General features: G+C 60.3%; 30 protein-coding genes and 1 tRNA gene. 9 read left to right on the top strand and 22 right to left on the bottom strand.

Annotated features, from left to right (window positions below; genetic code table 11):
• Nucleotide 1: 1 nt before the first annotated feature.
• Genes J3P88_RS19275 through J3P88_RS19295 form a run of 5 tightly spaced genes read left to right on the top strand, consistent with a single transcriptional unit; the run spans nt 2 to nt 5,388 of the window.
• Nucleotides 2–1,285: an NAD-dependent epimerase/dehydratase family protein gene (locus tag J3P88_RS19275; RefSeq protein ID WP_434571025.1), complete on the top strand. Its 1,284-nt coding sequence runs from the start codon at nt 2–4 to the stop codon at nt 1,283–1,285.
• A complete protein-coding gene (locus tag J3P88_RS19280) occupies nt 1,275–2,861 on the top strand; it encodes an FAD-dependent oxidoreductase (RefSeq protein ID WP_434571027.1) in 1,587 nt (528 codons plus the stop codon). Before J3P88_RS19275 ends, J3P88_RS19280 begins: the two co-directional genes overlap by 11 nt.
• Nucleotides 2,858–3,967, top strand: coding sequence for a non-hydrolyzing UDP-N-acetylglucosamine 2-epimerase (wecB, locus tag J3P88_RS19285; RefSeq protein WP_434571029.1), 1,110 nt, complete (start codon nt 2,858–2,860; stop codon nt 3,965–3,967). Before J3P88_RS19280 ends, wecB begins: the two co-directional genes overlap by 4 nt.
• A complete protein-coding gene (locus J3P88_RS19290) occupies nt 3,958–5,064 on the top strand; it encodes a glycosyl transferase (RefSeq protein ID WP_434571031.1) in 1,107 nt (368 codons plus the stop codon). Before wecB ends, J3P88_RS19290 begins: the two co-directional genes overlap by 10 nt.
• Nucleotides 5,065–5,124: 60 nt before the next feature.
• A complete protein-coding gene (locus J3P88_RS19295; protein ID WP_434571033.1) occupies nt 5,125–5,388 on the top strand; it encodes a hypothetical protein in 264 nt (87 codons plus the stop codon).
• A 274-nt stretch (nt 5,389–5,662) separates the two neighbouring features.
• On the opposite strand, the gene J3P88_RS19300 is transcribed toward J3P88_RS19295, so the two are convergent.
• Nucleotides 5,663–5,980, bottom strand: a complete 318-nt coding sequence (locus J3P88_RS19300; protein WP_250962201.1) for a type II toxin-antitoxin system RelE/ParE family toxin — start codon at nt 5,978–5,980, stop codon at nt 5,663–5,665.
• A 2-nt stretch (nt 5,981–5,982) separates the two neighbouring features.
• Complete coding sequence (locus J3P88_RS19305) at nt 5,983–6,213, bottom strand: type II toxin-antitoxin system ParD family antitoxin (RefSeq protein ID WP_250962202.1); 231 nt, start codon at nt 6,211–6,213, stop codon at nt 5,983–5,985.
• Nucleotides 6,214–6,322: 109 nt separating this feature from the next.
• Between J3P88_RS19305 and J3P88_RS19310 the strand changes: the two genes are divergently transcribed.
• The gene (locus J3P88_RS19310; RefSeq protein ID WP_434571036.1) at nt 6,323–8,344 is read left to right on the top strand and encodes a DKNYY domain-containing protein; all 2,022 of its coding nucleotides are present in this window, start codon (nt 6,323–6,325) and stop codon (nt 8,342–8,344) included.
• On the opposite strand, the gene J3P88_RS19315 is transcribed toward J3P88_RS19310, so the two are convergent.
• From J3P88_RS19315 to thrS, 11 genes are all read right to left on the bottom strand, one after another.
• Nucleotides 8,341–9,381, bottom strand: coding sequence for a zinc-dependent alcohol dehydrogenase family protein (locus J3P88_RS19315; protein ID WP_411385046.1), 1,041 nt, complete (start codon nt 9,379–9,381; stop codon nt 8,341–8,343). The genes J3P88_RS19310 and J3P88_RS19315 overlap by 4 nt on opposite strands.
• Nucleotides 9,382–9,500: 119 nt before the next feature.
• Nucleotides 9,501–9,740, bottom strand: coding sequence for a YceK/YidQ family lipoprotein (locus J3P88_RS19320; RefSeq protein WP_434571038.1), 240 nt, complete (start codon nt 9,738–9,740; stop codon nt 9,501–9,503).
• Between the two features lie 154 nt (nt 9,741–9,894).
• Nucleotides 9,895–9,971: transfer RNA gene (locus J3P88_RS19325), tRNA-Pro, on the bottom strand.
• Between the two features lie 89 nt (nt 9,972–10,060).
• A complete protein-coding gene (locus tag J3P88_RS19330; protein ID WP_003179985.1) occupies nt 10,061–10,417 on the bottom strand; it encodes a MerR family transcriptional regulator in 357 nt (118 codons plus the stop codon).
• Nucleotides 10,398–10,700 carry an integration host factor subunit alpha gene (gene ihfA, locus J3P88_RS19335; protein ID WP_002553164.1) on the bottom strand — a complete coding sequence of 101 codons (303 nt, stop codon included), beginning with the start codon at nt 10,698–10,700 and terminating at the stop codon, nt 10,398–10,400. The genes J3P88_RS19330 and ihfA overlap by 20 nt, the downstream gene beginning before the upstream one ends.
• 3 nt (nt 10,701–10,703) lie before the next feature.
• Entirely contained in the window at nt 10,704–13,082 is a 2,379-nt protein-coding gene (gene pheT / locus J3P88_RS19340; protein ID WP_434571040.1) for a phenylalanine--tRNA ligase subunit beta, read from the bottom strand.
• Between the two features lie 26 nt (nt 13,083–13,108).
• Nucleotides 13,109–14,125, bottom strand: a complete 1,017-nt coding sequence (gene pheS / locus J3P88_RS19345) for a phenylalanine--tRNA ligase subunit alpha (protein WP_186706639.1) — start codon at nt 14,123–14,125, stop codon at nt 13,109–13,111.
• A gap of 109 nt (nt 14,126–14,234) precedes the next feature.
• Nucleotides 14,235–14,591, bottom strand: a complete 357-nt coding sequence (gene rplT, locus J3P88_RS19350) for a 50S ribosomal protein L20 (RefSeq protein WP_002553161.1) — start codon at nt 14,589–14,591, stop codon at nt 14,235–14,237.
• Nucleotides 14,592–14,621: 30 nt separating this feature from the next.
• Nucleotides 14,622–14,816 (bottom strand): 50S ribosomal protein L35, encoded by a 195-nt coding sequence (rpmI, locus tag J3P88_RS19355; protein WP_002553160.1) that lies wholly within the window; start codon nt 14,814–14,816, stop codon nt 14,622–14,624.
• Nucleotides 14,817–14,876: 60 nt separating this feature from the next.
• Nucleotides 14,877–15,428, bottom strand: coding sequence for a translation initiation factor IF-3 (gene infC / locus J3P88_RS19360; protein ID WP_169432615.1), 552 nt, complete (start codon nt 15,426–15,428; stop codon nt 14,877–14,879).
• Entirely contained in the window at nt 15,428–17,350 is a 1,923-nt protein-coding gene (gene thrS, locus J3P88_RS19365) for a threonine--tRNA ligase (protein ID WP_014337550.1), read from the bottom strand. Before thrS ends, infC begins: the two co-directional genes overlap by 1 nt.
• 371 nt (nt 17,351–17,721) lie before the next feature.
• Here thrS and J3P88_RS19370 point away from each other — a divergent pair, with 371 nt between their 5' ends.
• Together J3P88_RS19370 and J3P88_RS19375 are read left to right on the top strand one after the other, a co-directional pair.
• A complete protein-coding gene (locus J3P88_RS19370; RefSeq protein WP_186706638.1) occupies nt 17,722–18,024 on the top strand; it encodes a hypothetical protein in 303 nt (100 codons plus the stop codon).
• Between the two features lie 289 nt (nt 18,025–18,313).
• Nucleotides 18,314–18,526, top strand: a complete 213-nt coding sequence (locus J3P88_RS19375) for a cold-shock protein (RefSeq protein WP_003179963.1) — start codon at nt 18,314–18,316, stop codon at nt 18,524–18,526.
• A 68-nt stretch (nt 18,527–18,594) separates the two neighbouring features.
• On the opposite strand, the gene J3P88_RS19380 is transcribed toward J3P88_RS19375, so the two are convergent.
• Nucleotides 18,595–18,909, bottom strand: coding sequence for an I78 family peptidase inhibitor (locus J3P88_RS19380; RefSeq protein ID WP_434571044.1), 315 nt, complete (start codon nt 18,907–18,909; stop codon nt 18,595–18,597).
• Nucleotides 18,910–19,064: 155 nt separating this feature from the next.
• On the bottom strand, nt 19,065–19,370 hold the full coding sequence (locus J3P88_RS19385; protein WP_186706636.1) for a hypothetical protein: 306 nt from the start codon (nt 19,368–19,370) through the stop codon (nt 19,065–19,067).
• Nucleotides 19,371–19,497: 127 nt separating this feature from the next.
• Between J3P88_RS19385 and J3P88_RS19390 the strand changes: the two genes are divergently transcribed.
• On the top strand, nt 19,498–19,695 hold the full coding sequence (locus J3P88_RS19390) for a hypothetical protein (RefSeq protein WP_186706635.1): 198 nt from the start codon (nt 19,498–19,500) through the stop codon (nt 19,693–19,695).
• A gap of 46 nt (nt 19,696–19,741) precedes the next feature.
• Here the strand turns inward: J3P88_RS19390 and J3P88_RS19395 are convergent, their stop codons facing one another.
• From J3P88_RS19395 to J3P88_RS19425, 7 genes are read right to left on the bottom strand one after another with little or no spacing between them, the layout of a single operon-like run.
• Nucleotides 19,742–20,770 carry a nucleoside hydrolase gene (locus J3P88_RS19395; protein WP_003203636.1) on the bottom strand — a complete coding sequence of 343 codons (1,029 nt, stop codon included), beginning with the start codon at nt 20,768–20,770 and terminating at the stop codon, nt 19,742–19,744.
• A 30-nt stretch (nt 20,771–20,800) separates the two neighbouring features.
• Nucleotides 20,801–21,205 carry a D-ribose pyranase gene (gene rbsD, locus J3P88_RS19400; RefSeq protein WP_186730390.1) on the bottom strand — a complete coding sequence of 135 codons (405 nt, stop codon included), beginning with the start codon at nt 21,203–21,205 and terminating at the stop codon, nt 20,801–20,803.
• Complete coding sequence (gene rbsK, locus J3P88_RS19405; protein ID WP_434571048.1) at nt 21,202–22,116, bottom strand: ribokinase; 915 nt, start codon at nt 22,114–22,116, stop codon at nt 21,202–21,204. Before rbsK ends, rbsD begins: the two co-directional genes overlap by 4 nt.
• 23 nt (nt 22,117–22,139) lie before the next feature.
• Nucleotides 22,140–23,159 carry a LacI family DNA-binding transcriptional regulator gene (locus J3P88_RS19410; RefSeq protein WP_186706632.1) on the bottom strand — a complete coding sequence of 340 codons (1,020 nt, stop codon included), beginning with the start codon at nt 23,157–23,159 and terminating at the stop codon, nt 22,140–22,142.
• A gap of 3 nt (nt 23,160–23,162) precedes the next feature.
• Nucleotides 23,163–24,140 carry an ABC transporter permease gene (locus tag J3P88_RS19415; RefSeq protein WP_434571050.1) on the bottom strand — a complete coding sequence of 326 codons (978 nt, stop codon included), beginning with the start codon at nt 24,138–24,140 and terminating at the stop codon, nt 23,163–23,165.
• The gene (locus tag J3P88_RS19420; RefSeq protein WP_186706630.1) at nt 24,137–25,690 is read right to left on the bottom strand and encodes a sugar ABC transporter ATP-binding protein; all 1,554 of its coding nucleotides are present in this window, start codon (nt 25,688–25,690) and stop codon (nt 24,137–24,139) included. Before J3P88_RS19420 ends, J3P88_RS19415 begins: the two co-directional genes overlap by 4 nt.
• Before the next feature lie 55 nt (nt 25,691–25,745).
• The gene (locus tag J3P88_RS19425) at nt 25,746–26,705 is read right to left on the bottom strand and encodes a sugar ABC transporter substrate-binding protein (RefSeq protein WP_186706629.1); all 960 of its coding nucleotides are present in this window, start codon (nt 26,703–26,705) and stop codon (nt 25,746–25,748) included.
• Between the last annotated feature and the right edge of the window lie 118 nt (nt 26,706–26,823).

A 26,823-nucleotide genomic window follows, 5' to 3' on the forward strand; every position in this document is an offset into this window, starting at 1 on the left:
CATGAAGCTATTGATAACCGGCGCGACAGGCTACATCGGGCAACGTTTGTCCGCCCTCGCGACGGCAAGGGGATACGAGGTCATTTGCGCCACCCGCCAGCCGGGCCCTGCCCCCTATGCCTGGCTTCCTTATGACCTGCGGGGCCCGGCGCCCGAATGCCCGGCCGGCACTCAGGCGCTGATCCATTTGGCGGCCGACACCTCGACCGGTGCCGACAACGACGCGGACGATGAAGTCAACGCGGCCCAGGCGCTGATCCGATGCGCCCAACAAGGCTCGGCCAGGTTCATCTTCATCTCCAGCCAAACCGCCGAGCCCACGGCCCCGAGCGTTTATGGCCGGACCAAGTGGCGCATCGAACAGCATGTGCTGGCCGCCGGGGGCACCGTGATCCGCCCCGGGCAAGTCTACGGTGGTCCCGAACGCGGCCTCTTTGGCCTGTTGTCGGGACTGGTTCGCCGAAGTCCGTTCATTCCGATTCTCTGGCCAGCGCCATGCGTACAACCCATCCATGTCGATGACCTCGCGGCCTCGATATTGGCCGTCGTCGAGCGGGACGACATTTGTGCCGAAATCCTCAACCTGGGCGCCATGCAGCCGATTGCCTTCGACCGCTTCCTGGGGGCGATTGCAGCGCACCGGGTCCGTGCCGTTCGCCTGCCAATTCCCTTGCCGGTGGCATTGCTCAGGCTGTCGCGTCGGTTACTGGGGCACTCCTTGGGCGCGAAGCTGGGCCTGGAGCGGATTTTTTCCCTCATCCACCTGCCGCCCATGGACAGTGAGCGTTCCCTGCAAAAACTCGGCGTTCAACTGCGCCCGCTCGCCCACGGCATGCATCGCTCCGGCCGGGGACAGCGTCGGGGGCTTCTCCAGGAAGCCACGGTTCTCTTGAACTATCTGCTCAAGCGCCCGCCGCAAAGAAGCCTGGTCAGTCGCTATGTCAGGGCACTGGAGCGTGGGGGGAAAACCCGCCCCGTCATTAGCTCACGCTTGCTGATGAGCTGGCCGATACTGCTGACGCTGCTGGACACCCCCGGCGTCCTGGGCAAGCCCGACGGCCAGGCGCTGGCCTGGCGCCTGCAGGTTGCACTCGCTATCGCCGAAGCCAGCCCCCAGGGCGCCCAGGTGTTTCTCGGTGTCCAACAATCGCGCAGCCCTGTCGCCACGCTGGTTGCGCTGGGGCTCACCGCGATCAAAGCGTTGACGTGGAAACTAGCGGCGTTGTCAGGCCGGCCCTTTGCCCGCCAACTGCTGCGTGAAAGTGAAGCCCACCGTGAAGCCTGAATTCGATGTGATCATTGTCGGCAGTGGCCCGGCCGGGACGTCGGCGGCCTATCCGTTGGTCAAGGCGGGCTTGAAAGTCCTCATGGTCGATGCCCAGGCCAGCATCGGTTCATCGGTGCTGCCAACCCGCCCGTTCCTCAGCGCCAGGGCCAACGACGCGCATCAGTGGAAATGGATGATTGGCGATAACTTCCACGCCTTGAACCAACTGGATGCGGTATCGCCCAAGCTGAAGACACCGACCCACGCCCATGTCTTCGAAGGATTCAGCGCCGGCAATCGCATCGAGACCGACAACTTTATCGGCGTCGGCTCCCTGGCCACCGGCGGCTTGTCCAATGCCTGGGGCTGCGGCGTGGCAACGCTGGGTGCCAGCGACTTAGCCGGGCTGCCCATCGATCATGCCGAGATGCAAGCGTCCTACGAAACCGTCGCCCGCCGGATCGGCATCAGTGGCCGGATCGACGATGATCTTTCAAGCTATTTCGGCCTCGATGAGTGGTCGCAACCGCCGCTGCCGCTGGATGCCCTGCACCAACGTCTGCTCGATCAGTACGCCCGGCGTCGTTCGGCGTATCCCGAGCAGGGGTTTCGCCTTGGCCGCTCCAGGGTCGCCGTCTTGAGCCAGCCCCTGGACGCGCGCAAGGCCTGCGACCTGTCGGGAAACTGCTTGTGGGGCTGTCACAACCAAGCCTTGTACAGCGCGTCGCAAGAGCTGCAAAAACTCAAGCAGTACCCGGGATTCCAGCACGTCCAGGATTTCCTCGTGGAGGATCTGCAGAAACAGGACGGTTCATGGGCGGTCACCCATCATCGCTCCTCCCGGCGCTTCTGCGGTACACGCCTGCTGCTGGCGGCGGGCACCCTGGCCTCGACCCGACTCGCCCTCAAGGGCCTGAATCATTCGGCCCCGATACCGCTGCTGTCATCGCCGACAGCGGCCTTCCTGTTGTGGCTGCCAAAAATGCTCGGCACCCCGAGGGCGCCGGCATTTGGCTTGGGCCAGCTATCCTTCACCCTGGCGCTGACGGCCGGTGCGACGGCTTTCGGCTCGACATTCAACACCACAGGCTTGCCCATGACCGAGTTTGTCAACCGGATCCCCCTGAGCAAACGCTACAGCATCGAGTTGCTGAAAAACCTGCTCAGTGCCTGCGTCGTCGGGAACCTCTTCCTGCCCGGGCACCTGTCCCACAACACGGCGGCCTTGCGCCCCGATGGCTCGTTGAGCATCAACGGCCACGTGCATCCCGAACTCCCCGGACTCATGAAGACTGCCGAGACAAAGCTTCGCCGGATCTATTGGAAAATGGGCGCGCTGTTGATGCCCATGAGCTTCACCGTCGGCAGGCCGGGGGCAGATATCCACTATGCCGGCACGCTGCCCATGCACGCGACGCCCCGGATCGGGCAGACCGATCGCCTTGGCGAAGTCGCCGGCTTGCCCGGTGTGCATGTTGTCGACGGTGCCTGCTTGCCCAGGCTCACCGAAAAGTCCCACACACTGACCCTCATGGCCAATGCGGACCGGATAGCCCGCTCACTTGCCACCACGATAGGACATCAAAAGGCATGACCCACAAGGTACTTTGCATCGTTGGTACGCGTCCGGAAGCCATCAAGATGGCGCCCGTGATCAAGGCGCTCCAGGCCGAAAGGAATATCGCTTGCCGGGTGCTCGCCACCGCCCAGCACCGAGGCCTGCTGGACCAGATCCTGGACGGTTTCGCAATCACGGCCGACCTGGACCTGGACATCATGCGTCCCAACCAGTCATTGGCGGCCCTGACCTCTCGCCTGCTGCTCGAACTCGACAACGTCTTGCAAGCCGAGCAACCCGATGTCGTCCTGGCTCAAGGCGACACGACCACGGTCATGAGTGCCGCCCTGGCGTGTTTCTACCGGCAGATTCCCTTCGGCCATGTCGAAGCGGGCCTGCGTACCGGGGACCTCTGCAATCCGTTCCCCGAGGAAGCCAACCGGGTCATCGCCGGCAAGCTCACTCGCTGGCATTTCGCGCCCACCCAGGGCGCCGTGGACAACCTGCTGCGCGAAGGCGTCAGCGCCAGCGATATCACCCTGACCGGCAATACCGTGATCGATGCCCTGCTGATGACCGCGGCACAGGACTGCGCCTTGGCTGTCCCATTGGACGCGAGCAAGCGCCTGGTGCTGGTCACCTCCCATCGGCGGGAGAATTTCGGTGAACCGTTCCAGAATATCTGCCAGGCCCTCAAGCACCTGGCCGAACGGAACCCGGGCATCCAGGTCCTCTATCCCGTCCATCCCAACCCGAACGTCAAGGAGGTCGCGCACCAACTGCTCGGCCAGACCCCGAACATCCTCCTCTGCGCACCCCTGGATTACGCGCCGTTTATCGCGGCAATGAAGCGCTCGTACCTGATCATCACTGACTCCGGGGGGGTGCAGGAAGAAGCCCCGGCCCTGGGCAAACCCGTGCTGGTGCTGCGGGAGGAAACCGAACGCCCGGAGGCGGTCGACCTCGGCGTGGTCAAGCTGGTGGGCGCCAACCGGGACACCATCGTCGAACAGGCGCAGCGCCTGCTCGATGATCCCGAGGCTTACCAAGTCATGGCACGTGGGGTTTCTCCCTATGGCGACGGCAAGGCCGCAGCACGTATCGTCGATGTGTTAAGGCAGTACTTCCAGCCATGCGCATGATTTACCTGTCGCCGCTGCCATGGGCCAGCTTCAGCCAGCGCCCCCATCACTTCGTCGATTGGTATCACCGCCAAACCGGGGCGCCGGTGCTCTGGATCGATCCGTACCCGACACGCTTACCCACGCTGAATGACTTCAGGGGCAAGCCGTTCGTGGCCGATCAGCAAAGCGCCAGCGTTCCACCCTGGTTGCAGGTCCGCAAACCCCGTAGCTTACCCATCGAGCCCCTGCCAGGCTCAGCCATGCTGCTCAAGCGACTGTGGCGTAACCTGTTCAACGAGGCCGTGGCATTCGCTGCCCAAGGGCCCTGCATGATCTGCGTGGGGAAACCTTCCGAACTGGCCTTGCAATTGCTGGCGCTGATCCCGCAATGCCCCGCCGTCTACGATGCCATGGACGATTTCCCGGCCTTTTACCGGGGCCTGTCACGCAGGTCCATGGAACGTCGCCAGGCGCAGCTCATTCGACGGGTGGGCACGGTACTGGCGTCGTCCAACCCGCTTCGCGACAAACTCCTGGGCATGACCGATCAGGTAGCTCTGGCCCTTAACGCTTGTGACCTGCATGGACTGATGCCGGTCGAGCGCCTGGACCTGGGTGCCAAGCAGCAGGTGCTGGGTTATGTCGGCACGCTGGGTCGTTGGTTCGACTGGGACCTGGTCATCGCGCTGGCACGGGCCAATCCTGGCAATCTCGTCCGGCTGATTGGCCCTGTCTTCAACCCCCCGCCTTGCGCATTGCCGGCCAACATCGAACTGCTTCCGGAATGCTCCCATGCCAGTGCAATCGCGGCCATGGCAAGGTTTTCGGTGGGTCTGATCCCGTTCAAGCGTAACCGCCTGACGGCCTCGGTCGACCCGATCAAATACTACGAGTACCGCGCCCTCGGCCTGCCTGTCATTGCCACTCGCTTCGGTGAAATGGCCCTGCGCGACCGGGAGCCGGGCGTCTGGATCGTGGAGGAAGGCACCGATTTGCGCAAAACCGTCGTCGAAGCGCTCGCCAGTCAAAGCGATTGTTCGGCTGTTCAGCAGTTTCGTGACGCCCATCGTTGGGCCCAGCGTTTTTCTGCTATCAACCTCAAACACGCGCCATAACGGCCGATACCCCGGATAAGACCCCACCACTGGGGCGCAGGACGGAACGGTAGGTCAGTCATGACAGAAATTTATTTGCTGATAGCGCACGGCACGGATCAGGGCGAAGCTTACGTGCTGGGCTGGTTCGACGACCGGAGCAAAGCCCGGGAAGTGGCCGAACAGAAAGAATGGGAAGCGTACCGCGCCAGCCTGAAGAAGAAACATCCGTGGTCCAGCCACACACCGTTGGCACCGGACCAGACGGACTATCGTCGCTACTGGATCAAGACCATCTCGAAATTCGAGCATGTGCCAGTGCCGAGGTCTTTTGCGGTCCATTGATCATCACGGCTGAATATTCGACGAAACGCGCATGATCGGTGGCGGTCTAGACGATTAAGCCCATCCGATGAGAGCGTTCTTATGTTGAAATTCCTTGGCGGCACCGTAGGCATCATTTTCCTGATTGGCCTGATCGTGGTGATTGCGCTGTTCAAGTTCATTTTTTGAGCGTGGCGGCGGCGGTCTTTGGTTTGGTGTTCATTTTTTTCAGACGTGAAAAAGCCCAATCTTTGCAGATTGGGCTACGTCATTGCGGCCAAACGTTTCGCTTGCTTCATGACGACATCCATTCAGGGATATCCCGCATGGCGTGTAAAACTCGCCATACGTCAATGTGCTCATTGCGCTCTACGTAGAACACCAAATAGGGATAACGCTTCAGCGGCCAGCAGAGTAATCCGGAAATATCCAGCTCATGGGCGTACCTGGACATACCCGATGCCGGATGGCGGCTGATATGCGTATAGGCATTTTCCAGGGCGTCGATGAAATTGAGTGCCGCCTGCTCGGCCTGCTCACCTAGGTAATAGTTGATGGCGTCCTCTACATCCTGGCTGGCAAGAGCTCGCGGAATGACGGGTTTCGCCTTCATCCTCACCCTTTGCGCACCTTAGCCCGTAGAGATTCGAAGTAGTCGCCATTCACAGGAGCAGTGGGATCCGACTCAGCCCCGGCCAGTACCAGGCCACGAAGGTGCTGCCGATCCTGATCCTTGCGAATCAGTTCCCGCACATATTCGCTACTGGTGCTGTAGCCTCTCTGACTAACCTGATCATCTATAAAAGATTTAAGAGCGTCTGGCAGCGAGATGTTCATGGTACTCATGACTTTGCCTGTTTTTTGACAAAATTTGCCAAAGTATACACCCTTGGGCCTGCCTCGCCAGGGGCGAGCTCGCGGGGGGCCAACCATCAGACGTTCAGGTCGCATCGACATGACAGACATAGACACGGCTATTGCTGACTGGGAGCCGCTTAACCTTGAATGGCATCAAGGCTTCGCGTTCATGGACGGCGTGCTGCTGGGCGACGGGCAAGTGCCTGATGTGTACATCATGCTCAGCCCTGAAGGCGCACGCCCCGGCGAGTTGGCACAAGCTGCCAACGCCGGGCACTATCCGCCCTCGCCCTTGCTGGCCGGTCAGCCGGTTTGGCGGCATCGACGCAGCCCTTGGGTCTTGCGCGACGTCCGGCGCGATTACTACCTGCTTCCAGCCTACCGGGCGCGCCACGGCTACCACGCGCTCCAAGTCTTGCCGTTTCGGTTCGACAACGGCCTGGAAAGCCTCGGCCACCAGTACTGGCGTGACGCAGCCGGCGCCTATTGGTTCGGCGAGTACGCGATCAGCCAGATTCCCGAGGCCCGACCCGACAGCCTGGCCCTGTTGCCAGAGTCGCCCGCCTCAGTGACTTCAGCGTCCGCCCTGTTCAGCGACGGGATGAATATCTTTTTGCAGGGGCAACGTCTCGCCAGCGCCACGGCGCGGGTGCGGTATTGCAATCACCCGTCCTATCGAGTGATCGACGATCAGGTCTACAAGGGCTTCAAGCCCCTGCACCAAAAGGACGGCACGCCGCTGCCGGTGGCAAACCCGGACGACTTCCAGATGCTCGCCCAACGCTGGGGCACCGACGGACAGTCGATCATCGTGCAAGCGCAGCAAGGTTCAAGCATTTCCTACGAATACTTCTACCGCATCGACAATGCCGACCTGGCAACCTTCACCGTGCTGAATGAACGCTACGCCAAGGACAAGCAACGCGCCTATTACCTGACCGGCAAGAGCATCCGCTACGTTGGCGATTTCCACCTGCTCAAGTGCTGGCAGCCGACGTTCGATGAATGCGGGCGCGTGGCCAGCGCCAGCGAATACGAGGATGATTATTTTGCCGTGGACGACAGTTTCGTCTATGCCGCCGGGACCCGCATGCGTGACGCCCATGGCCCAAGCTTTCGCCATTTGGGGTTCGACTATTACCGTGATCACCTGCACGTCTACAGGCGCCAGAAACGCCTCGATGTCGACGCGCAAAGCTTCGTCGTGACCCAGCTCTGTCGCAATGACCAGGATTACTCTCCCGTGCTGGCAGGCGACAAGCACGGCCCGCTGGGCTCAGACGGGATCATCGATGCGGCCATGCAAGAGGCCTGGGCACCTTATTTCGAGGCCCATCCGCAGTTGGAGGGTTACTGGTGGCACCGTTTGCGGGCAACAACCGAGGCCGCGCAAACACACGCGCAAACGCAGCCGCTACAGGCCATCGGTCTCGGATTCGAACTAGGCGACCAGGTGTATTTCCATGGCCGCGCGATCAGCGGGTTGGACGCAGCGAGTTTCAAATTGCTCGACACGCACCTGTGCGGCGATGCCCAGGGCTTGTATCTGATCCCGTTTCATAACGCCGAAACGCAAGTGCCTGAACGGTTTTCCCAAGAACCCGCGGAGCACTTCCGCGCGCTCGGTGGGCCCTACCTGACCGACGGAAAAATCGTGTTCTGCCACCGGATTTTCTACCATTCTCCCGAACCGATTCGTAAGGCCCATGTGGCTACCTTCGAGTCCTGCGATCATGGCTGGGCCCAGGATCAAAATGCGGTGTATTACTACGGCGAAGCGAAAAAACGCCTACATCCCTCGGATACCCGCATTCTCGGCACCTATGCCGTCAGCCCTACCCTGATCCTCTCGGAAGGCAAGCCGCTGGATGTACCGTTCGACCCCGATGAAGTCCGCGTGCCCCATCCTGATTTCCTGCAACTGGGCACGCGCAAGTTGTTCTGTCACCGACGGCCCGTCAGCGCCAAGCGTATCGACCTGGCCACCCTGGAATTCCTGAGTGAGCGCTATGCCCGAGACAGGAACCGAATGTACTACTACGACGGTTATGCAACCCTGACCGAGGTCGACGAAGCACAGTATCAGGAATCCCTCGGCCAGCCGGTGGCAAGCGTCTAGAACTGCGTCACCACCGTCACCCCTGCCGTGTCGAACCGGTCCATGTTCATAAGCGCATCAATGGATTGTTCGAGGCTGATGGTCTTGCCCACCAGTTTTTCAGGTGCCAGCTTGCCGGAGGTGATCATGTCCATCATTGCGCCGTAACGGTGTGCCTGCATGCCATGGCTGCCGCAGATCTCCAGCTCATAGGCAATGACTTTGCTCATCGGGATCGCCGGCGTGCTGTGATCGGCCAGCATCAAACCGACCTGGACATGCCGGCCACGCCGTCTCAGATTGTTGATGGAGTTGAAGCAGGTCGTTGGATGACCGAGCGCATCCAACGAAACATGAGCGCCGCCCTTCGTCATCTCAAGCACCGCCTCGGTCACATCCGCCACACGGCTTGCATTGACCGTCGCAACGGCACCAAGCGACTGGGCAAGCTTGAGCTTATCGTCGGAGATATCAATCGCGATAACGTTCGCCCCGACAGCGTGGGCGATCATCACCGCTGACAGCCCCACACCACCACAACCATGAACCGCCACCCACTGGCCCGCCGTGACCTTGCCTTGATCGACCACCGCACGGAACGACGTGACGAACCGACAACCCAGGCTCGCCGCCGTGGCGAAGTCCATGTTGTCCGGCAGCGCAACCAGGTTCAAATCCGCCTGGTGAATCCCAACATACTCGGCGAAAGAGCCCCAATGGGTGAACCCCGGCTGAAACTGACTGTGGCACACCTGCTGGTTGCCGCTATTGCATTCCGGGCACGCGCCACAGCCACCGACAAAAGGCACGGTAATGCGATCGCCCACCTTCCATCGGGTGACGTCCTTGCCCACCTCCGCCACGATCCCTGCCAATTCGTGGCCGGGCACATGGGGCAGCTGAATATCAGGATCGTGACCTTTCCAGCCATGCCAGTCGCTTCGGCATACGCCCGTGCCGAGGACCTGGACAACCACACCGTGACGCTCGGGGGTTGGATCTTCGACGGTCATCACACGTGGGGGTTGGGAAAAGGCTTCGTAAACGACGGCTTTCATGCAGGATCCCTCTACTTTGGAAAAGCGCTTTGCCTGAACCCTGGCTCGCGGACTGGCCTGGGCACAAACAAACGTCAACAGTAGCCACAAACGCTCCTGCACGTAAGAGCCTCTGTCGCTTAGAGATTGCAGCTGTACTGATATTCGAAGGGAAAGAATACGGTATCGACCACCAAGGAGAACGGTGCGTCGATCAGCAGGAAAGGAATCAGCTTTCCTTTGGACGTGCCCACCAGCCACCAGTCAAAGCGCAGGCCGATGTAGGGGCACCGGTGCTTGTCGTAGTCCATCCGCATCGCGGTGGCCATGCAGCCGCTTAGGCTGGAGATCAGCACCAGTAGAACCGCTTTCCGTAGCACGTAGTGTCCTTATTATGCTTTTGCCCGGCTGCGCAGGCAGGCTTAGTCGGATCTTCAGCACCGGATGCGAAGGAACATGGCCACAAGTTTTGCGCACGCACAAAAAAGCCGATCTATCTGATCGGCTTAACTGTCTGATTTTACTCAGTAAATATGGTCGGGACGGAGTGATTCGAACACTCGACCCCTAGCACCCCATGCTAGTGCGCTACCGGACTGCGCTACGCCCCGACTAGGCGTGAATCTTGTTTCGCTTCTCAGCGGAACGCTCAGGAATATAACGCAAGCTTTTGAAAACTGGAAGTATTTAAAAGCAGAAATTATTTCTTGAGCACCACCAGCACATCTTCAAGCTCGGCGATCATCTGGCGGATCATCTGTTTGTACTGGGTTGTATCGTCCTTGGCCTCATCACCGGAGAGGCGCAGGCGTGCGCCGCCGATGGTGAACCCCTGGTCATACAGCAGCGCGCGGATCTGCCGGATCATCAGCACGTCTTGTCGCTGATAATACCGGCGGTTTCCGCGGCGCTTGACCGGGTTGAGTTGAGGAAACTCCTGCTCCCAATAGCGCAGCACGTGTGGTTTTACCGCACACAGCTCGCTGACTTCACCAATGGTGAAGTAGCGTTTGCCCGGGATGACGGGTAGTTCGTCGTTATGACTTGGTTCCAGCATAAGCCTCAACTCGGGCCTTCAACTTCTGCCCTGGACGAAAGGTGACCACACGGCGAGCCGTGATCGGGATTTCTTCTCCCGTTTTCGGATTGCGGCCAGGCCGCTGGCGTTTGTCCCGAAGGTCGAAATTGCCGAAACCGGACAACTTGACCTGTTCGTTGTCTTCCAGAGCGTGCCTGATTTCTTCGAAAAACAGTTCGACCAGTTCTTTGGCCTCCCGTTTATTCAGGCCCAGCTCCTCATACAGACGTTCCGCCATCTCAGCTTTCGTCAGAGCCCCCATACGTCACTTCCTTAACGTGGCGTTCAACCTGGTTTCGAGCGAGGTGAGGATATTTTGCGTTGCGGTATTCACCTCATCGTCATTAAGAGTGCGCGATGGATGCTGCCAGGTCAAGCCGACTGCAAGGCTTTTTCTATGCGGATCAATACCTTTACCCTGATACACGTCAAATAGCCTGAGGTCCGTTAGCCATTCGCCTGCATTTTCACGAATTACCTCCAGTACAGCACTGGAAGCGACCTTACGGTCGGCCAGCAGCGCAAGGTCACGGCGTACTTCAGGAAAGCGCGATAACTCCTGGAATTTCGGCATTTTCCCCTGTGCCACTTCGGCCAGGACCAGCTCGAAAACGAAGACAGGACGATCAAGGCCCAAGGTTTTCGACAGTTCCGGGTGAATGGCACCGACATAGCCGACTTCACGCCCGTCTCGCTCGATCCGCGCAGTCTGCCCCGGATGCAGCGCCGGGTGCTTGCCCGGTACGAAAGTGAATGCGTCGAGCGCGCCGGCGAAGCCCAGCACCGCTTCCACGTCAGCCTTGACGTCGAAGAAGTCGACAACATCGCGACCTTGCGCCCAGCCTTCCGGCAAGCGACTGCCACAGACGACACCGGCCAACATCGGCTCTTGCTTCAAGCCTTCCAACTGACCGACAAAACGCAGGCCGCTTTCGAACAGGCGCACGCGATCCTGCTGGCGGTTCAGGTTGTGCTGGAGCGACTTGACCAGGCCCGGCCACAGGGACGAACGCATGGCGGCCATGTCGTTGGAGATCGGGTTGGCCAGCAACAGCGGCTCGACGCCCGGGCTGAACAGCTCGAACTGGCGTGGATCGATGAAGCTGTAGGTGATCGCTTCCTGATACCCACGGGCCACCAGCAGGCGGCGCAGTTCCGGCAGGTCGCTGCGGGCTTCAGCCTTGGCTTGTGGCGCCAGGCGGGCTTGCGGGTAGCGAACCGGCAGGCGGTTGTAGCCGTACAGGCGGGCCAATTCTTCGATCAGGTCGACTTCCAGGCTGATATCGAAGCGATGGCTTGGCACTTCGACGCGCCACTGCCCTGCCCCATCGGCGCTGATGTTCAGGCCCAGGGCGCTGAGCAGGCGTTCGACTTCGGCCGAATCCATTTCCATGCCCAGCATCTGGGTGATGCGCTGGGCACGCAGGGTGATCGGTGCAATCTTGGGCAGGTGCTGTTCGCTGACAGTCTCGATGACCGGACCGGCTTCGCCACCGGTGATATCCAGCAGCAGGCCGGTGGCGCGCTCCATGGCTTCACGGGCCAGCTGCCAGTCCACGCCTCGCTCGTAGCGGTGCGAGGCGTCGGTGTGCAGGCCATAGGAACGAGCCTTGCCAGCGACGGCGATCTGGTCGAAGAACGCGCTTTCCAGGAATACATCGCGGGTGGTGGCGGATACGCCACTGTGCTCGCCACCCATCACGCCGGCAATCGCCAGGGCGCGGGCGTGGTCGGCAATCACCAGGGTGTCGCTGCGCAGGGTCACTTCCTGGCCGTCGAGCAGCACCAGCTTCTCGCCTTCTTCGGCCATGCGTACGCGGATGCCACCGTTGATTTCGGCGAGATCGAACGCATGCAGCGGCTGACCCAGCTCCAGCATGACATAGTTGGTGATGTCGACGGCGGCGTCGATGCTGCGCACGTCGGCGCGACGCAGGCGCTCGACCATCCACAGCGGCGTTGGCTTGGACAGGTCGACGTTACGGATGACGCGGCCCAGGTACCGCGGACATGCCGCCGGCGCCAGGACTTCAATCGAACGCACTTCGTCATGCACGGCCGGCACGGTCGCAACCGACGGACGCGTCACAGGAGCGGCATACAACGCGCCGACTTCACGGGCCAGACCCGCCAGGGACAGGCAGTCGCCACGGTTCGGCGTCAGGTCGACCTCGATGCTCGCGTCGTCCAGGCCCAGGTATTCACGAATGTCCTGGCCCACCGGCGCATCCGCCGGAAGCTCCATCAGGCCATCGTTGCCTTCGCCAATCTGCAGTTCGGCCTGGGAGCACAACATACCGTTGGACTCGACGCCGCGCAGCTTGGCTTTCTTGATCTTGAAGTCGCCCGGCAGTTCGGCACCGATCATGGCGAATGGGATCTTCAGGCCCGGGCGCACGTTGGGCGCGCCGCAGACGACCTGGAAGGTTTCCGCGCCATTGCTGACCTGGCAAACCCGCAGCTTGTCAGCGTCAGGGTGCTGCTCGGTGCCCAGTACCTCGCCCACCACCACACCGCTGAATGCACCGGCGGCCGGCGTCACGCTATCGACCTCGAGGCCGGCCATCGACAGGCGAGCAACCAGCTCGTCCTGGCTTACCTGCGGGCTTACCCAGCCGCGCAGCCATTGTTCACTGAATTTCATCCTGCTCTCCTAAAGGTTCGTTACGACTAGCGAAATTGCGCGAGGAACCGCAAGTCGTTGTCGAAGAACAGACGCAAGTCGTTCACGCCGTAACGCAGCATGGCCAGGCGTTCCACGCCCATGCCGAAGGCAAAGCCCGAGAATTCTTCCGGATCGATTCCGGACATGCGCAGCACGTTCGGGTGAACCATGCCGCAGCCCATGACTTCCAGCCAGCCCGTCTGCTTACAGACGCGGCAGCCTTTGCCGCTGCACATCACGCATTCCATGTCGACTTCCGCCGAGGGCTCGGTGAACGGGAAGTACGAAGGGCGGAAACGCACGGCCAGCTCTTTCTCGAAGAACACCCGCAGGAATTCTTCGATGGTGCCTTTGAGGTCGGCGAAATTGATGTCGCGATCAACCAGCAAGCCTTCGACCTGATGGAACATCGGCGAGTGGGTGATATCGGAGTCGCTGCGATACACACGGCCTGGGCAGACGATGCGGATCGGCGGCCGCTGCGATTCCATGGTGCGGACCTGTACCGGCGAGGTATGGGTGCGCAACAGCATGTTCGCGTTGAAATAGAAGGTGTCGTGCATCGACCGGGCCGGGTGATGGCCTGGGATGTTGAGCGCCTCGAAGTTGTGATAGTCGTCTTCGACCTCGGGGCCTTCGGCAATGCCGTAGCCGATGTGGGTGAAGAACTGCTCGATGCGTTCCAGGGTCCGGGTGACCGGGTGCAGGCCACCAGAAGTCTGGCCACGGCCAGGCAGGGTCACGTCGATGGACTCGGCGGCGAGCTTGGCAGCCAGGTCCGCCTCCTCGAACAACGCCTTGCGCGCATTGAGGACCTCTGTGACACGCTCCTTGGCAACGTTGATCAGCGCACCGACCTGCGGACGCTCTTCGGCTGGCAGGTTCCCCAGGGTCTTCATCACCTGAGTCAACTCGCCCTTCTTGCCAAGGTAGTGAACCCGGATTTGCTCCAGGGCATTGATATCTTCAGCGCTTTGCACAGCCTCTAGTGCTTGAGCGACCAGCGCGTCCAGGTTTTCCATGTACAGACTCCAGATACAAAATAGGGGAAGAGCTTTAAGGCTCTTCCCCTATTTATGACGTTTGACACCCGGGCCCACAGAGGTGGACCCCGGTGACTGCCGGGGGTACTTAAGCCAAGGTGGCTTTAGCTTTCTCGACAATCGCAGCAAACGCCGCTTTTTCGTTCACTGCCAGATCAGCCAGAACCTTACGGTCGATCTCGATGGACGCTTTTTTCAGGCCAGCGATGAAACGGCTGTAGGACAGACCGTTAACACGAGCACCAGCGTTGATACGAGCGATCCACAGAGCGCGGAACTGACGTTTTTTCTGACGACGGTCACGGTAGGCGTATTGGCCTGCCTTGATTACCGCTTGCTTGGCAACACGGAATACGCGGGAACGCGCGCCGTAGTAGCCTTTAGCAAGTTTCAGAATTTTTTTGTGACGTTTACGGGCAATGACGCCACGCTTTACACGAGCCATGAGTTACTTCCTCTATTCTTGATCCAAAAATTAACGAAGGCGCAGCATGCGCTCGACTTTTGCCACGTCAGACGGATGCAGCAAGCTGCTACCGCGCAGTTGACGCTTACGCTTGGTCGACATTTTGGTCAGGATGTGGCTCTTGAAAGCGTGCTTGTGCTTGATACCGTTAGCAGTTTTCAGAAACCGCTTAGCAGCACCACTTTTGGTCTTCATCTTTGGCATGTTCGGATACTCCGCATTCAGTTGATAAACATAATCGCAAGGCCTGCCGTGCCCTGGTGATTACTTCTTCTTTTTCGGGGCGATGACCATGATCAGCTGGCGTCCTTCCATCTTAGGATGCTGTTCGACCGAACCGTACTCGAGCAGGTCTTGTTCAACCCGCTTGAGGAGTTCCATCCCCAGCTCCTGGTGGGCCATCTCACGGCCGCGGAATCGCAAGGATACCTTGGCCCTGTCCCCATCACTCAGGAAACGTACCAGGTTGCGCAGTTTTACCTGGTAATCCCCTTCCTCCGTCCCTGGACGAAACTTGATTTCTTTTACCTGAATCTGCTTCTGGTTTTTCTTCGCCGCGGCAATCTGCTTCTTCTTTTCGAAGATCGACTTGCCGTAGTCCATCACCCGGCAAACCGGTGGGACTGCGTCCGCGGAGATTTCTACCAGATCAAGCTTGGCTTCTTCAGCAATACGAAGCGCTTCATCAATCGAGACGATGCCAATCTGCTCGCCGTCAGCGCCAATTAACCGAACCTCGCGTGCCGAGATATTCTCGTTGATCGGGGCTTTCGGTGCAGCTCGTTTATCTTGTCTCATTTCACGCTTAATAATAATTACTCCAAATCTGGGCGACCACGCCGGGAAACCGCTTGCGCGAGGAACTCAGCGAATTCGGCGACGGGCATCGAGCCCAGGTCAGCACCTTCACGAGTACGCACAGCGACAGTCTGCATCTCGACCTCCCGATCTCCAATAACCAAGAGAAAGGGAACCTTGAGCAAAGTATGCTCGCGGATTTTAAAGCCGATCTTTTCATTTCTCAAGTCGGACTTGGCACGAAATCCGCTTTGATTGAGAGTTTTTTCGACTTCAGCGGCAAAATCTGCCTGTTTATCAGTGATATTCATGATCACTGCCTGGGTCGGCGCCAGCCACGCAGGGAACGCGCCCTCGTAGTGTTCGATCAGAATCCCGACGAAACGCTCGAACGAACCGAGGATCGCGCGGTGAAGCATGACCGGGTGCTTGCGGCTGTTGTCTTCGGACACATATTCAGCGCCCAGACGGATCGGCAGGTTGAAATCGAGCTGCAAGGTACCACACTGCCACACGCGACCGAGGCAATCTTTCAGCGAAAATTCGATCTTCGGACCGTAGAAGGCGCCCTCACCCGGCTGCAGGTCGTACGCAAGCCCCGCGCTATCAAGGGCGGCGGCCAGGGCCGCTTCGGCGCGATCCCACAGCTCGTCGGAGCCGACGCGTTTTTCCGGACGAGTGGACAGCTTCATCTCGACCTCGGTGAACCCAAAGTCGCGATAGACGTCCATGGTCAGCTTGATGAACGCGGCGGATTCAGCCTGCATCTGCTCTTCGGTGCAGAAGATGTGCGCATCGTCCTGGGTGAACGCACGCACGCGCATGATGCCGTGCAGCGCACCCGACGGCTCGTTGCGGTGGCAGGCACCGAACTCGGCCAGGCGCATTGGCAGTTCGCGGTAGCTCTTCAAGCCCTGGTTGAACACCTGCACGTGGCACGGGCAGTTCATCGGCTTGATGGCGTAGTCGCGATTTTCCGACTGGGTGGTGAACATGTTGTCGGCGTAGTTGGCCCAGTGCCCGGATTTCTCCCACAGGCTGCGGTCGACCACTTGCGGCGTCTTGATCTCCAGGTAGCCGTTCTCACGCTGGACCTGGCGCATGTACTGCTCAAGCACCTGGTACAGGGTCCAGCCGTTCGGGTGCCAGAACACCATGCCCGGGGATTCTTCCTGGGTATGGAACAGGCCCAGGCGCTTGCCGATCTTGCGGTGATCGCGCTTCTCGGCTTCTTCGATGCGCTGGATGTAGGCCGCCAGCTGCTTCTTGTCCGCCCAGGCGGTGCCGTAGACGCGCTGCAACTGCTCGTTCTTCGCGTCGCCACGCCAGTAGGCGCCGGACAGCTTGGTCAGCTTGAAGGATTTCAGGAAGCGCGTGTTCGGCACGTGCGGGCCACGGCACATGTCGACATATTCTTCGTGGTAATACAGGCCCATGGCCTGCTCGTCCGGCATGTCTTCCACCAGACGCAGCTTGTAGTCCTCGCCACGGGCCTTGAAGACTTCGATGACTTCGGCGCGCGGGGTGACTTTCTTGATGACGTCGTAGTCTTTCTCGATCAGCTGTTGCATGCGCTGTTCGATGGCGGCCATGTCGTCCGGGGTGAAAGGACGTTCGAAGGCGATGTCGTAATAGAAGCCTTCATCGATGACCGGCCCGATGACCATCTTCGCGCTCGGGTACAGCTGCTTGACCGCATGGCCGACCAGGTGTGCGCAAGAGTGGCGAATGATCTCCAGCCCCTCTTCATCCTTGGGCGTGATGATTTGCAGCGTGGCGTCGCTGTCGATGACGTCACTGGCGTCGACCAGCTTGCCGTTGACCTTGCCGGCCAGGGTGGCCTTGGCCAGGCCAGCACCGATGGATGCGGCGACCTCGGCTACGGAAACCGGGTGATCGAACGAACGTTGACTGCCGTCGGGAAGAGTAATAGTTGGCATGGCGCCTCCTCTCCTAGTGGTGACCCCTACCAAAGGTCACGTGGGTTGGGATGAGCCAGTACAAGATCCAGTCCAGGCCATTCAATGACGAACGCCTGCCTTACAGCGGCAGGAGCCTTGCGGCCAACCGGGAAACCGAACCAGAGTGACTGGGATTCAAATCAGGGGTTATTCGGGTTCTTTGCCACCGGGACGAACGATCATCCGCAGCCTGGAAATAGCCGAGCCCGGCATGCTAGCACAGATGAACGGTCATCGCCGCGTGGGAATTGAAGCAGACGTAAATCCAGGGTTTTTATGCCAGAGTGCTGAACTGAAGCGAGCGCAACGCCTCAGATAACAAGACATCGACCCGAAAGGAGCATCTTCGCATGCGTCTGAATACATTGTTCGCAGTAGTCGCCCCCCTCGCCCTGCTGCTTCCACTGACCGCCCATGCCGACTGGCCAAAGGGCGAGCGCGAAAAATACATGGCCCAATGCACGGAGGCGGCAACACCCCAGATCGGCGCGGCCGCGGCCAAGTCCCATTGTGCCTGTGGCGCCGATGCGATCAAGTCCTACCCTGCCTCGGACATCCAGGCCTTGATGGACAACAAGGCCACCCCGGAGCTGCAGCAAAAGGCATTGGGGCAGATCGCCAAATGCAAGGCCAACCCGCCCGCGAAAAAATGAATAATCGGGGCCTTACGAGGCGCCCGACAGGGATAAAAAGGCTCGAATAAAGGCTTTTTTCTTTGATTTATGCAGGTTTTTCAGCTTTTTTTATCGTCTTTACTTTCGGCTGAAAGCCTTTAAAACCGGGCCTTTCAGCGGGTAAAGGCGATAAAGTAAACACGACTGATTGGCAAACAACGCCTGCGGGGGGCTCCCAAATCGAACATTTCGACTATGATACCCGGGTGTGCCCAGTTGGCCTGAGCAGCACAGTACACTGAAAATATATGTTTCTTGGAGATACACCATGTCTAATCGCCAAACCGGCACCGTTAAATGGTTCAACGATGAAAAAGGCTTCGGCTTCATCACTCCTCAAGGTGGCGGTGACGACCTGTTCGTACACTTCAAAGCTATCGAAAGCGACGGTTTCAAAAGCCTGAAAGAAGGCCAGACCGTTTCCTTCGTGGCTGAGAAAGGCCAAAAGGGTATGCAAGCTGCACAGGTTCGCCCAGAGTAATTTCTCGGCGCACTAAAAAAACCCCGTCCATGTGACGGGGTTTTTTATGGGCGATTGAAAAGCGTCGATCAGCCGCAGTTCACTCGATTGATCACCAGGCTGGCATCGGTATTGAGGTTCAGGCGATCGGAGCGATATTCAAGCGTCACCATGTCGTTGGGCTTGAGGATCCGCGCATTCTGCGCGCCGGCACGGGTACGGGCCTGCTCCAGCAGCTCTGGCGAAGCCTTTTTTCCTATGGCGAACTCGGCGGCCTTTGCTTCGCAGCGGGTGTTACCGGTCTCGGCCGCCACAGGTTCAGGGGTCGATTCAGAGGTGTTGCTGCAACCGCTCAAGATCATGGCGGCCAGCAAAGTACTCAATGACGCGAGCTTCCAAGGCATGAAGCCTCCTTTTTTCGATGAATAAACAGTGAGCGTGCGACAACCTAAACGGCGCTTGGTTGCAACACCGCAGCCATCAGACTGGGAAAGCTGGCAGTTTGCCTGAGCCCGTTCCCGCTGTTCAGGCTTGAATCGTGACTGGATATGAACGCGACTCAATAAACGTCGATGTAATCGAAGGGCGGATTGGGCCAGTTGTCCTTCAGCGCGTTGTAGATCTGCATGACCCAAACCTCGTCACTGGCAGCGACACGTCCGACGTAGCCCGAACCCTTCGCCCAGGTCTCGAGGCGAAACCGTAAACCGTCTATGTCGGTGCCGCCGACCACACCCGAGGACAAATAGGCGATGCCGCCTTTGGTCACGCGCAGCTGGGTATGCTCGTCATCACTGGCCGAGGCCAGCAACTGACGAACCGCCTCGACGGTCAGGCCATCAGGAGCGTTCAAATCGATCTGCACGGTGGGGCTCCTTAAAAATAAAAGACCAAGTGTCGCACAGCCCTCCCCCAATGCCTAAGTCGCAGTGCCAAATCCTCGACAAAAATGGTTAACTCAGCCTACAGACCTCCAACTAGCGAGCCCGACCATGAGCACCGTCAGCATCGAAGCCACCATCAATGCCAAATGGTCGCAGGGCCACAGCTCCTATAGCCCGGGCAGCCCGGAGGAACTGGCGCTCATCGGTATAGAATTGTTGGTGAAGGAGCTGGGAACGGAGGTCGCACGCGATTTCATCCAGCAAGCCTTCGAACGCTACCCGAGCATCGTCGACGCCGTGGATTGAGGCTCATGCACCCGCAGCTCCGGCCTGCGGGCACATGTCAGGCAAGTTACTTCAGGCGCGCCAGGCGCTCGGTCAGCAGATCGAAGAAGCCCTGGGCATCACCGTTTTCCACCCAGAACGCGTTCTTCGGTGCCTTCAAGCCGTCGTACCAGTCAACGATGGTCTGCCCGAACGTTGGCCCCTCGCGGCTGTCCACGACGACATTGACCGAACGGCCGGTGAACAATTGCGGCTTGAGCAGGTAGGCAATCACCGTCGCGTCATGCACCGGCCCGCCCGTCATGCCGTAGTGCTCCATGTCGCCCTTGACGTATTCGTTGAGAATATCGCCCACCAGCTTGCTGGCGTTATTGTTCAACGCCGCGATCTGCTTCAGGCGCGCTTCGCTGGTGAGGATCTTGTGGGTCACGTCCAACGGCAGGTAGGTCAGCTTCACGCCGCTCTTGGCCACCACCTCGGCCGCCTGCGGGTCGGCGAACAGATTGAATTCGGCCACCGGCGTGATATTGCCGCCGTTGAAGTGCGCGCCGCCCATGATCACCACTTCCTTGATGCCCTGGACGATATCGGGCTCCTGGACCAAGGCCAGCGCCAGGTTGGTCTGCGGACCCAGCATCGCAATGGTGATGCTGTGGGGCTTGGCAGCCTTTAGCGTGTCGATCAGGTAGTTGACGGCATTGCCCTCGGCCAACCCCTTCTTCGGCTCATGTACCGTGACACCCGACAGGCCTTCCTTGCCATGGATGTTTTCCGCGTAGATGGGCGTGCGCATCAACGGTTTCGGCGCACCGGCATAGACCGGCACGTCTTCGCGCCCCGCCCATTCACGGGCCAGGCGAGCGTTGCGCGAGGTCTTGTCCAGGCGCACATTGCCGGCGACGGTGGTCAGCGCACGGATATGCAGTTCCTCGGGCGATGCCAGGGCGAACAGCAACGCCACCACGTCGTCAGCGCCTGGATCGGTGTCGATGATCAAGTCAATTTTTTCCGCCGCCTGGGCGCTCGTTGCGGTGATCAGTGACAAAAGCAGCAGACTCCGGATCAGTTGATGCATTTTCTGAGCATAGCGGTGCATGGCGCACTCCTTGTGCAGGGTTGAACAGGATTAGAACGTCACTCCAGCGACCAGCACGATATTGCAGTACGGAGAGCACTCGCCGGTGCGAATGATCGCCCGCGCCTGTCGGCTGATGACCTTGAATTGCTCATGACTGACCAGCGTCCGCTCACCCAGCGCACCCTCTGCATTCAGCGCTTGCAGGGTCGTCAGGGCCGACGGTTGCTTGTCGAGGATTTCCTCGGCCAACACATGGCTTTCCACCTGCATTTCGCTGAGCACCACCTTCAAGGTGCTGACAAAGTCAGGAATGCCATGGGTCAGGGCCAGGTCTATCAATTCGACCTGGGGCGGCACAGGCAGACCGGCATCGCCGATGACCACCTTGTCTCCGTGGCCGAGGGAGGCGATCAGTCGAGACAGTGCCACATTCAACAACGGCGTCTTTTTCATGATTTGAAAGCCTGTACGTCCAGCAATGTGGGAATTGAAGGTTGCGCGCCGGATCGGGTGACCGACAGCGCGGCGGCGGCCTGACCGAAACGAATCGCTTCGACTTCGTTCTTGCCGCCGGCCAGGGCTGCCGCGAAGCCGCCGACAAAGGTGTCTCCGGCCGCCGTGGTGTCCACTGCCTTGACCCGCGGGGCCGGGAAATGTTCGAAGCTGGCACCGTTGGCGAACATCAAGCCCTGGGCCCCCAGGGTCACGATCACCTTGCCGGCACCGGCGGCGATCAGATGCGCTGCGGCGGCTTCGGCGGTTTCCAACGATTCCACCGCCAGCCCGCTCAGCACCGCGGCTTCGCTTTCATTGGGAATCAGATAATCGACACAGGCATACCAGTCGGCCGGCAACGCATGGGAAGCCGGTGCGGGGTTGAGAATGACGATTTTGCCCAACTCACGGCCGCGCTTGAGGGCATGGCCGACGGTGGCGTCCGGCACTTCGAGCTGGCAGACGATGACATCGGCGCTTTGCAGCACTGCATCGACACTGTCCAGGACCTCGGCGGTAAGTGCTCCGTTGGCGCCGGCGACGATGACGATCGCATTCTGGCTGTTGTCATCGACGACAATCAGCGCCACGCCACTTGAATCCTCCACCACGCGCACCGCCTGGCAGTCGATGCCCTCGACCAGCAGCGCGCCGCGCAATTGCTCGCCGTAGGCATCGCTGCCCACGCAACCCACCATCGATACCTGCGCCCCCAGGCGCGCGGCAGCGACCGCCTGGTTGGCGCCCTTGCCGCCCGGGATGGTGGCGAACGATTGACCAATCAGCGTTTCACCACCACGGGGCAGACGCGGCGCCCGGGTCACCAGGTCCATGTTCAGGCTGCCTATTACCACTACTTTTGCTGGCATACATCACTACTCATCAATTCGGTTCAGCGGTATTGGGCGAATGTACCGGACAGCGGTGCAGTCGACTCTCGCAGGACAATACTCGGCGTCACGATCCGCTGATCGGTGGCAAGGCTCGGCGTCGCGATACGCAGCAGCAGCACTTCGGCCGCCATCTCGCCAAGCTGCAGGATCGACTGCCCCACCGTGGTCAACGCCGGGTAAACATAACGGCTCATCTGGATGTCGTCGAAACCGATGACCGACAGTTCGCTGGGCACGCGCACGTTGCGTTCGGCGGCGGCACGCAGCACACCGATGCCGATCATGTCGTTGGCCGCAAAGATCGCGCTGGGCGGCTGCCGCTCAAGCAGTTGCGCAGCGGCGCGGTAGCCGCCGGTACTGGTGAAGTCGCTTTCGAGCATGCGCTCGACGGGCAACTCGATCCCCGCCTCTTTCAGCGCTCGGCAGTAACCGGCCAAGCGCATTTGCGCCACGCTGGTATTGGCCGGGCCGCCAATGAAGGCAATATCGCGGTGCCCCAGTTCCAACAGATGCCGGGTCGCCAGGTAGGCGCCGTATTCATGATCGATGCGCACCAGGTCCGCATCGACACCCTCGAGCCCGCGGTCGACGATCACCATGGGCGTGCGCACGTTGGCCAGCCCCTCGGCCAGGCCGACATCACCGCCGGTGGACGCGAAGATCAGCCCATCGATACGTTTTTCCAGCAATACCCGCAGGTAGCTGCGTTGCTTGTCCGGGTTGTCGTCGGAGTTGCAGAGGATCACGCAATAGCCGTTGCGCTCACAGTAATCCTCGATGCCCCGGGCCAGTTCGGCAAAGTAAGGGTTGAGGCTGTTGGGCACCAGCAGGCCGATGGTCGCCGTGGTCTTGGCCTTGAGCGACCGGGCCACGGCGCTGGGCACGTAGTCCAGGCGCTCGATGGCCGCCTCGACCTTGAGCCGCACTTCCTCGCTGACCGGTCGCGTCTTGTTCACCACGTGGGACACGGTGGTGTAGGAAATACCCGCGAGCGCCGCTACATCCTTGATCGTCGCCATGGTTCAAGCCCGCCGACTGGCGCGCTGGCTGCGGTAGGTATCGAGCACGACCGCCACCACGATCACCGCGCCGGTAATGATGCGCTTGGTCGGCTCGGTGGCGCCAATCTGCGCCAGGCCCGCCGCGAGCACGGAGATGATCAGCACGCCAAAGAAGGTGCTGATGACCGAGCCGCGCCCACCCATCAGGCTGGTGCCACCAATGACGACTGCAGCGATCACTTGCAGCTCGAGCCCCGAACCGGCGTTCGGATCCGCGGCCTCCAGGCGAGAAATCTGGAACAGCGCCGCCACACCGGCCAGCAGACCCATCACGCTGAACACCAGGATCTTGTAAGGCTTTGGATTGATGCCGGCCAGGCGCACGGCTTCTTCATTGGTGCCGATGCCGATCAGGTAGCGACCGAACACCGTGCGGGTCAGCACCGCTTGGGCAATGAAGATCACCAGCAAGGCGATGATGAACGAAGGCGAGATGCCAAAGGCGATGGGATTGGACAGCCAGGCGAACGAGTCGCCGATGTAGGCGGTCCGGGAACCGGTCATCTGGTACGCCAGGCCCCGGGCCATTTCCAGCACGCCGAGGGAGACGATGAACGATGGAATCCGCCATGCCACGGTGATCGAACCGGTGACCGTGCCCGCCAGCGCCGCCACGGCCATGCCGAGCAAGGCCGATGGCCAGACGCTCCAGCCCCAGCCGAGCACGGCCACGCTGACCGTCGAGGCTGCCAGTGCGAGCACCGAGCCCACCGACAGGTCGATGCCGCCGATGATCAGGATGAAGGTCATGCCGACCGCCAGTACCATGAGGTCGGGAATCTGGTTGGCCAAGGTGCTGAACGTGTCATAGGACAGGAAATGGCTGCTCAGGACCGAGAACAGCGCGACCATGGCCAGCAGCGCGCCAGCCAGGCCCAGGTAAGTCCCGAGGCCATAGAAGTTGCCACTCGATTTGCCGACGGCAGATGCGGTTTTCATGAAAAATCCCTAGGCGCTGCTTCGTTGAGCAACGCATCACGTTTCTGGTAGCCGGCGAATGCGGCGGCAAGCAAGTCATCCTGGGTCCAGCTGTCGCGCTCGAAGGTGTCGATCAAGCGTCCGGCGGACAGCACGCCGATCCGGTCACAGATCAACATCAATTCCCGCAGGTCACTGGACACCACGACCAGCGCCTTGCCCTGGCGAGTCAGCTCGCCGAGCAGTGCATAAATGTCGAATTTGGCGCCGACGTCGATGCCACGGGTCGGCTCGTCGAACAGCATGACCGCACAGTCGCGTTCGAGCCAACGACCGATCACGACTTTCTGCTGGTTGCCGCCCGACAATTCGGACACCAATTGGGTTGGGCTGGAACTGCGGATGCGCATGGCATCGACCTGCCGCTGGGCCAAGGCCAATTCGGCATCGCCATTGACCAGGCCGGCGCTGGAAATCTCCGGCATGTTGCCCAGGGCAATGTTGGCTGCGATGGATTGGGTCAGCAGCAGGCCTTCGCCCTTGCGGTCTTCGGTGATCAACGCAATGCCATGGGCCACCGCATCGGCCGGCGAGCGAATGCTCACGACCTGGGCCGGCGAACCCAGCGCCACCGTGCCACTGTCGGCCGGGTCGGCACCGAAGATCAGCCGCAACAACTCGGTGCGCCCGGCCCCGATCAGGCCGGAGATGCCAAAGATCTCGCCACTGCGCACTTCGAAGGACACGTCACGGACCTTGTCGGAACGGGTCAAGCCTTTAACCGTCAACGCCGGTGCGCCGATCTGGCGCGGACCAAGGTCGATATGCTCGCCCAGCTCCCGACCGACCATCAGGGTCACCAGTTGCTCGCTGTCGTAGTTGGCCATCGGCTCGACACAGACCAGGTTGCCATCGCGCAGCACGGCAATGCGCTGGGCGACTCGCGCCAGTTCTTCGAGGCGATGGGAAATGTAGATGATCGACACGCCGCGCGCCTGCAAGCGAGTGATCTGCTCAAAAAGCATCTCGACTTCGCGCGCCGTGAGCATGGCGGTCGGCTCATCGAGAATCAGCACATGGCAATCGCCGATCAGGTTGCGGGCGATCTCGACCATCTGCTGGTGACCGATCCCCAGCTCGCCGACCAGCGTGTCGGGATCGATGGCATCGAGGCCCACCTGGGCCATGGCCTCGATCGCCGCCTTGCGTAACTGCTTGCGGCTGATCCAGCCACCGTGGCTGGGCAGGTTGTCGAGAAACAGGTTTTCAGCCACGGACAGGGTCGGCAGCAGGTTGAGTTCCTGCATCACCATGCGCACGCCCAGCTCTTCAGCCTGGGTCCGGCTGCCAGGGCGATAATCCTGCCCTTGAAATTGCATCTGCCCGGTCGTCGGCGTCACCAGCCCACCGATGATCTTGGACAAGGTGCTTTTGCCGGCGCCATTCTCACCGGTCAGCGCCAGCACTTCACCGCGCATCAACGTCAAAGTGATATCGGTCAGTACCGGCTGGGCATAAGTCTTACCGATACCGCTGACGCACAGGACAGCGTTCGGGTCGCGAACGGACATAACAAACTCTCCAATGCGCTCGCCCGGATGGGCGAGCACCGTTGTGTCGCCAGGATTACGGCTTGGTCACCAGCTCGACCGGAGTTTCGATAACGCCGTTGGTGCCGCTGTCGACTTTTTCGCCCTTGAGCATCTTCAGCGCTGTTTCGATGCCGAACACCGCCTGCTTGGCGGCGAACTGGTCGGCAGTCGCCAGGACACGTCCGTCCTTGAGCATCGGCTTGATGGCGTTGATGTTGTCGTAGCCGACCACCTGCACCTTGCCGGCCTTGCCCGCCGCGCGCACGGCCGATACGGCACCGACCGCCATGCTGTCGTTACCGGCCAGCAGTGCCTTGATGTTCGGGTATTCGCTGAGCATCGACGCGGCCACCTGGTTGCCCTTGTTGATTTCCCAATCGCCGGATTGCAGGGACACGACCTTGACCTGCGCCGCTTCCATCGCATCCTTGAAGCCCGCGGTGCGGGCCTGGGCGTTGGTGGTGGTGGAGACGCCTTCGATGATGCCGACTTCGTCACCGGCCTTGAGTTGCTTGGCCAGGTATTCGCCCACCAGACGCGCGCCCTTGCGGTTGTCAGGGCCTACAAACGGCACGGTGATGTTCTTGCTCTTGACCACGGCCGGATCGAGCTGGTTATCGATGTTGATGACCGTGATGCCGGCATCCACGGCTTTCTTGATCACCGGCACCATCGCCTTGGAATCCGCGGGCGCGATGATCAGGGCATCGACCTTGGACACGATCATCTGCTCGACGATACGGATCTGGTTGGCGGTGTCGGTTTCATCCTTGATCCCGTTGGAGATCAGGTCGAAATCGGCGGAGTGTTCCTTCTGATAAGCCTTGGCGCCGTCTTCCATGGTCAGGAAGAATTCGTTGGCCAGGGATTTCATGACCAGGGCGACCTTGGGTTTTTCTGCGGTCTGGGCGAATGCCGAGGAGAGAGGCAGCGCAGCGGAGGCGGCCGCGAGCATGGCAACAGCGAGAAGGCGTCCAGCGAATGGCAACTTCATGGGTTCACTCCGATCTTATGATTATTGTGAGCAAATCAGTGCACGGAACGCCGCGCAAACGTTTGCGTGAAGTGAACTATGGTAAGGCTTCGGGGATTTGTCAACGTTGCGGTTTCAT

It is taken from the genome of Pseudomonas sp. Z3-6 (assembly GCF_051131985.1).
GTDB lineage: Bacteria > Pseudomonadota > Gammaproteobacteria > Pseudomonadales > Pseudomonadaceae > Aquipseudomonas > Aquipseudomonas zanjanensis.

What these genes read in the sequence shown, in the direction of transcription:
- rbsK (WP_434571048.1), bottom strand. Translation starts at nt 22,116, where the DNA reads ATGCCAGCAAAAGTAGTGGTAATAGGCAGCCTGAACATGGACCTGGTG.
- wecB (WP_434571029.1), top strand. Translation starts at nt 2,858, where the DNA reads ATGACCCACAAGGTACTTTGCATCGTTGGTACGCGTCCGGAAGCCATC.
- rpmI (WP_002553160.1), bottom strand. Translation starts at nt 14,816, where the DNA reads ATGCCAAAGATGAAGACCAAAAGTGGTGCTGCTAAGCGGTTTCTGAAA.
- J3P88_RS19275 (WP_434571025.1), top strand. Translation starts at nt 2, where the DNA reads ATGAAGCTATTGATAACCGGCGCGACAGGCTACATCGGGCAACGTTTG.
- rplT (WP_002553161.1), bottom strand. Translation starts at nt 14,591, where the DNA reads ATGGCTCGTGTAAAGCGTGGCGTCATTGCCCGTAAACGTCACAAAAAA.
- J3P88_RS19300 (WP_250962201.1), bottom strand. Translation starts at nt 5,980, where the DNA reads ATGAAGGCGAAACCCGTCATTCCGCGAGCTCTTGCCAGCCAGGATGTA.
- J3P88_RS19305 (WP_250962202.1), bottom strand. Translation starts at nt 6,213, where the DNA reads ATGAGTACCATGAACATCTCGCTGCCAGACGCTCTTAAATCTTTTATA.
- J3P88_RS19375 (WP_003179963.1), top strand. Translation starts at nt 18,314, where the DNA reads ATGTCTAATCGCCAAACCGGCACCGTTAAATGGTTCAACGATGAAAAA.
- pheS (WP_186706639.1), bottom strand. Translation starts at nt 14,125, where the DNA reads ATGGAAAACCTGGACGCGCTGGTCGCTCAAGCACTAGAGGCTGTGCAA.
- thrS (WP_014337550.1), bottom strand. Translation starts at nt 17,350, where the DNA reads ATGCCAACTATTACTCTTCCCGACGGCAGTCAACGTTCGTTCGATCAC.
- J3P88_RS19380 (WP_434571044.1), bottom strand. Translation starts at nt 18,909, where the DNA reads ATGCCTTGGAAGCTCGCGTCATTGAGTACTTTGCTGGCCGCCATGATC.
- J3P88_RS19420 (WP_186706630.1), bottom strand. Translation starts at nt 25,690, where the DNA reads ATGTCCGTTCGCGACCCGAACGCTGTCCTGTGCGTCAGCGGTATCGGT.
- rbsD (WP_186730390.1), bottom strand. Translation starts at nt 21,205, where the DNA reads ATGAAAAAGACGCCGTTGTTGAATGTGGCACTGTCTCGACTGATCGCC.
- J3P88_RS19330 (WP_003179985.1), bottom strand. Translation starts at nt 10,417, where the DNA reads ATGCTGGAACCAAGTCATAACGACGAACTACCCGTCATCCCGGGCAAA.
- J3P88_RS19410 (WP_186706632.1), bottom strand. Translation starts at nt 23,159, where the DNA reads ATGGCGACGATCAAGGATGTAGCGGCGCTCGCGGGTATTTCCTACACC.
- J3P88_RS19425 (WP_186706629.1), bottom strand. Translation starts at nt 26,705, where the DNA reads ATGAAGTTGCCATTCGCTGGACGCCTTCTCGCTGTTGCCATGCTCGCG.
- J3P88_RS19295 (WP_434571033.1), top strand. Translation starts at nt 5,125, where the DNA reads ATGACAGAAATTTATTTGCTGATAGCGCACGGCACGGATCAGGGCGAA.
- J3P88_RS19395 (WP_003203636.1), bottom strand. Translation starts at nt 20,770, where the DNA reads ATGCACCGCTATGCTCAGAAAATGCATCAACTGATCCGGAGTCTGCTG.
- J3P88_RS19290 (WP_434571031.1), top strand. Translation starts at nt 3,958, where the DNA reads ATGCGCATGATTTACCTGTCGCCGCTGCCATGGGCCAGCTTCAGCCAG.
- J3P88_RS19310 (WP_434571036.1), top strand. Translation starts at nt 6,323, where the DNA reads ATGACAGACATAGACACGGCTATTGCTGACTGGGAGCCGCTTAACCTT.
- J3P88_RS19370 (WP_186706638.1), top strand. Translation starts at nt 17,722, where the DNA reads ATGCGTCTGAATACATTGTTCGCAGTAGTCGCCCCCCTCGCCCTGCTG.
- ihfA (WP_002553164.1), bottom strand. Translation starts at nt 10,700, where the DNA reads ATGGGGGCTCTGACGAAAGCTGAGATGGCGGAACGTCTGTATGAGGAG.
- J3P88_RS19415 (WP_434571050.1), bottom strand. Translation starts at nt 24,140, where the DNA reads ATGAAAACCGCATCTGCCGTCGGCAAATCGAGTGGCAACTTCTATGGC.
- pheT (WP_434571040.1), bottom strand. Translation starts at nt 13,082, where the DNA reads ATGAAATTCAGTGAACAATGGCTGCGCGGCTGGGTAAGCCCGCAGGTA.
- J3P88_RS19390 (WP_186706635.1), top strand. Translation starts at nt 19,498, where the DNA reads ATGAGCACCGTCAGCATCGAAGCCACCATCAATGCCAAATGGTCGCAG.
- J3P88_RS19315 (WP_411385046.1), bottom strand. Translation starts at nt 9,381, where the DNA reads ATGAAAGCCGTCGTTTACGAAGCCTTTTCCCAACCCCCACGTGTGATG.